Source organism: Streptomyces dysideae (genome assembly GCF_001514305.1).
In the GTDB taxonomy this organism is placed as follows: domain Bacteria; phylum Actinomycetota; class Actinomycetes; order Streptomycetales; family Streptomycetaceae; genus Streptomyces; species Streptomyces dysideae.
This window is the reverse complement of the sequence record NZ_KQ949110.1, coordinates 104,965-108,595: the sequence shown is the minus strand read 5'-3', so window position 1 is coordinate 108,595 and position 3,631 is coordinate 104,965. Positions and strand designations below refer to the sequence as shown.

Genomic DNA, 3,631 nt, shown 5'->3' with positions numbered 1-3,631 from the left:
CCCTTCTCAGCCCAAGTCGCCTCCTTCCACGCGGTCACGGCCTGCTCGTCGCGTTCGGCGACCCGCCGCGCGGGGACCTGCGGGCTGAAGCCGAGCCGGTGCATCAGCCGGGTGGCACCCGAGACGCTGTAGGAGACGTGGAACTTCCTGCCGATCAGCGTGGCCACCCTCGCCGCGGTCCACACCTGGTCCTCCACCCATCCATACGCGGTCGGCCCCTGCTCGAGATACTCGGCGAGCTTCTCCAAGCAGCGCGGCGACAGACGGCATCGCGACCCGCTCGGGCCACGGGAGGCCAGAGCCTCAAGACCGTCGTCCCGCCACAGCTGGTGCCACGGGTAGGCCGATTTCAGGCTCACCCGCAGGCGCCTTGCGACCTCCGGCGGCTTGATTTTCTGCTCGAACAGCTCGGCTGCCTGCATCCGTACCGTTTCCCGGCGATGCCGCCCCGCAGTGGTCAGCCCGCCCCCATCCGCATACCTCACACAGCACGGGATACAGCCACCGCTCCAGGCCCTTCAGGGACTTCGCAAAGATTCACCCTGACGAGCCGAAGTCAGTAAGGTCACGACGGCCTGGCTCCGCCGTCCCGACGGTCAGGCGCCGCAGGCCCCGTTTCCGCCGAGGCTGGTCATGGCGCGGTACAGCTGCTCCTCGGTGAGCGGCGGTGCCGGCAGCGGGTGGGCGCGGTCGGTTCGGAAGCCGTCGAGCAGAAGGTAGAGGTGGCGGCGCCAGGCGTCCGGGGCGATGGCGTGGGTGGCCTCGGTGACGCGGCTGTGCGACCAGATGACGAAGGCAAGGTCCTCGGGGGTGAGGTCGGGGCGCAGGCTGCCCTGCTCCTGCGCACGCGCGACGATGTGTACACCGAGTTCGCGGATGCGGGTCTGGGCGCCCGCCAGGCAGGCGCTCTCCGGCAACCGCATGGAGGCCAGGTCGTTGAACCCCCGGTCCTGTGACTGGAGTTCGCACATGGTCTCCAGGAAGTGGCACAGCCCCGCCCAGGCGTCGTCCATGGTGACGGCCTTCTCGGCGGCCTCCCGCCAGAGGGCCAGCTTCTTGGCGAAGGTCGCCTGCACCAGGTCCAGCCGGGTGGGGAAGTGCCGGTACAGCGTGCCGATGGCGACCCCGGCCCGCTTGGCCACCTGCTCCAGGGGGGCCTCCATGCCCTGCTCGGCGAAGCAGGAGCGGGCCGCGGTGAGCAGGGCCTCGCGATTGCGCTGCGCGTCGCGCCGCAGGGGGCGGGCAGGGGCCGGGTTCCCGGCGGAGGCGGACGGACGGTCGATGGCCATGTCCCTCAGCCTATCAACCGGAGGGGTGCCTCATATTCTCTGCTACGATCCAAGAACATGAGGCTGCCCTCGACTTTCAGTCCTGACCGCTGTCGGGGCGGGAGGTGCCCTCATCCATCCGGCCCGTCCGACCACAGGAGCACCACCCATGCCCGTCATCGCCGTCATCGGGGCAGGCCCAGGCCTGGGCCTGTCCATCGCCCGCCGCTTCGGAAGGGAGGGGTTCCAGGTCGCCCTGGTCGCCCGGACCCAGGACAAGCTCGACGCGCTCGCCGCACAGCTCGCCCAGGAGGGCATCGAGGCCGCGGGCTTCGCCGCGGACGTGACGCGTCCCGACTCGCTGCAGTCGGCGCTCGCCGCGGTCGCCGACCGGTTCGGGGCCGTCGACGTACTGGAGTACTCGCCCGCCGACCCCACGTTCGCCGGTGCCGCCGCCGTCGACGCCACGGCGCAGGACCTCCACAAGCAGCTCGACTACTACCTGTACGGAGCGGTTGCCGCGGTCCGTCAGGTGCTGCCCGCCATGCTCGAACGCGGCAGTGGCACCCTGCTGTTCTCCACGGGCGCCTCCTCCATCCGGCCGATGGGCGGCGCGTTCGGCAGCGTCGGCGTCGCGGCGGCGGCCCTGCGTAACTACGCCATGGCCCTGGGCGTCGACCTCGCCGAGCGCGGGGTGCACGCCGCGCACGTGGCGATCGGGGTGTTCATCGGCAGCGGTCCCGGCACCGAGCCCGAGACCATAGCCGAGCACTACTGGGACGCCTACACCAAGCGCGACCAGGCAGAGATCGTCCACACTGTCCCCGGCGGCATCTGGTGAGCACCTCCGGCACACCCGCGGCGAACGCGGCCAGGTCACCCTTGGTGAAGTTCTTCCGAGCCGCCAACAAGGTCGTACGGCCGCTGCTCGCCTCCCGCTTCCACAAGCCGCTGAGCGGGCGCCTGATGCTGCTCACGTACAAGGGGCACAGGACGGGTCGCCAATTCACGGTCCCCATCGGCTACTTCGACTGGGATCCCGGCACGGTGCTCGCCATGTCCTCCCAGCTCGGCTGGATCCCCAGCATGCGCGAAGGGTCCGCCGTCCGGCTGCGCATCCGGGGCCAGGACCACGGCGCCGTACCGACGGTCGTCGAGGACCCTGAGGAAGTCGCCGCCCTGCTGGGTGAGTTCGGCCGGCGCAAAGGCCCGAAGGCCGCCAAGGGGCTGATGCTCGGCCTCCCAGGCGATCGGCAGCCCAGCGACGACGAGCTGCGCACGGCCGCCGCGAAGACCCGCTTGGTCTGCTTCCGGATGGAGCCCGAGCGGCCGGGCCGGTAGCACTCGACCGGCTGATGCGGTCGACGGAGTTCCCCATCCCAGACACGCATCGCAGTTCTTGTGACACGTACCAGGCTTGGGAAACGGTCAGCGCCGCGACCGCCTCGCGCGTCAGGTGATGCTGGTGGGGAGGCTCCGGACGGGGCTGGGCTGGGTGCTGTTGTCGGTGCGCCGGTCCAGCTCGGTGCGGAGTTCGTGGATGACCTGGGCGTAGACGGCGATGCGCTAGCGGAGCCGGCCGTTGTCTTTCCTCAGGGCGCGGGCGGCGGCTTCGGCGGCTGCTGCGCGGGCGTGCAGATGCTGGAACGCGGGCGGGATGCCGTTCGCCTCGGACTTTCGGCGGGTGAACTCTTCTTTCAGGTCGACGTGCTTGTGCGTGAGGACCCAGCGCTTGACGCCTGCCTCGGCGGCGAGTTGAAGCGTGGTGAGCGCCCCAGTGGACCGGGTTGGACGGCCGTCGAGCAGCCGCTGGATCGCTGCGGTGATGGCGTCGCGGTCAGTGGCCATCGTGGTCTCCAGTGTGGTCGTGGGCGGTGACGATGCGTTCCAGGCGGTCGAGTTCGTGCTGTTCGCGGGCGTGGCGGAAGACGGGAGCCAGCGGGTCGTCGACGAGCGGCCGTAGCCGCTCGATCTGAACGTGGACGCGTTCGATGTCGCGGTCGGTCCGCGCGATGTTGACGCAGTTCGGGCGGCAGTCGTCGAGATCGGGGGTGCGGCGGGTGCCGTCCTCCTCGCTGCGTAGGCGGCAGGCTGCTCTTTTCGGGTCCAGGACGCAGGTCATGCCCTTGCCGGGGAAGATCTGCAAGTCTGGGTTGGCGAGCATGGCGTTGGCGTGCCGCTTGGTGCGCAGGACTCGGCCGGCGAAGCGCGTGGCGGCCTGGACGCGGTGCCGGTAGGTCTCGGCTGCCGGGCCGCTGACCTGCTCGCCTTCACGTAGGCGCTCGTGTGCGTCGGCGAGAGTGTCCAACCGGGCCAGCCAGTCCTCAAACGCGAGGTCGTCGGGGAAACCCGAGGCGTAGCTT

The 3,631-nt window shown here is 70.3% G+C and carries 5 protein-coding genes and 1 pseudogene; 2 read left to right on the top strand and 4 right to left on the bottom strand.

Going from position 1 to position 3,631, the window contains the following annotated elements:
• Together AQJ91_RS38870 and AQJ91_RS38865 are read right to left on the bottom strand one after the other, a co-directional pair.
• A partial coding sequence (locus AQJ91_RS38870; RefSeq protein ID WP_107122650.1) for a winged helix-turn-helix domain-containing protein occupies positions 1–485 on the bottom strand: 485 nt, incomplete at its 3' end.
• A gap of 111 nt (positions 486–596) precedes the next feature.
• Positions 597–1,289 carry a TetR/AcrR family transcriptional regulator gene (locus tag AQJ91_RS38865; RefSeq protein WP_067031669.1) on the bottom strand — a complete coding sequence of 231 codons (693 nt, stop codon included), beginning with the start codon at positions 1,287–1,289 and terminating at the stop codon, positions 597–599.
• A 148-nt stretch (positions 1,290–1,437) separates the two neighbouring features.
• Between AQJ91_RS38865 and AQJ91_RS38860 the strand changes: the two genes are divergently transcribed.
• Complete coding sequence (locus tag AQJ91_RS38860; protein WP_067031666.1) at positions 1,438–2,109, top strand: SDR family NAD(P)-dependent oxidoreductase; 672 nt, start codon at positions 1,438–1,440, stop codon at positions 2,107–2,109.
• 44 nt (positions 2,110–2,153) lie between these two features.
• Positions 2,154–2,609, top strand: a complete 456-nt coding sequence (locus tag AQJ91_RS38855; RefSeq protein WP_234383302.1) for a PNPOx family protein — start codon at positions 2,154–2,156, stop codon at positions 2,607–2,609.
• A 225-nt stretch (positions 2,610–2,834) separates the two neighbouring features.
• Here the strand turns inward: AQJ91_RS38855 and AQJ91_RS38850 are convergent, their stop codons facing one another.
• On the bottom strand, positions 2,835–3,116 hold the full coding sequence (locus AQJ91_RS38850; RefSeq protein ID WP_234383301.1) for a hypothetical protein: 282 nt from the start codon (positions 3,114–3,116) through the stop codon (positions 2,835–2,837).
• Positions 3,106–3,631 (bottom strand): annotated as a pseudogene (locus tag AQJ91_RS38845) (hypothetical protein); the annotation flags it as partial. The pseudogene AQJ91_RS38845 and the gene AQJ91_RS38850, both read right to left, overlap by 11 nt.

Excerpts from the sequence above, each read along its gene's own strand:
- AQJ91_RS38865 (WP_067031669.1), bottom strand. The coding sequence starts at position 1,289 with ATGGCCATCGACCGTCCGTCCGCCTCCGCCGGGAACCCGGCCCCTGCC.
- AQJ91_RS38860 (WP_067031666.1), top strand. The coding sequence starts at position 1,438 with ATGCCCGTCATCGCCGTCATCGGGGCAGGCCCAGGCCTGGGCCTGTCC.
- AQJ91_RS38850 (WP_234383301.1), bottom strand. The coding sequence starts at position 3,116 with ATGGCCACTGACCGCGACGCCATCACCGCAGCGATCCAGCGGCTGCTC.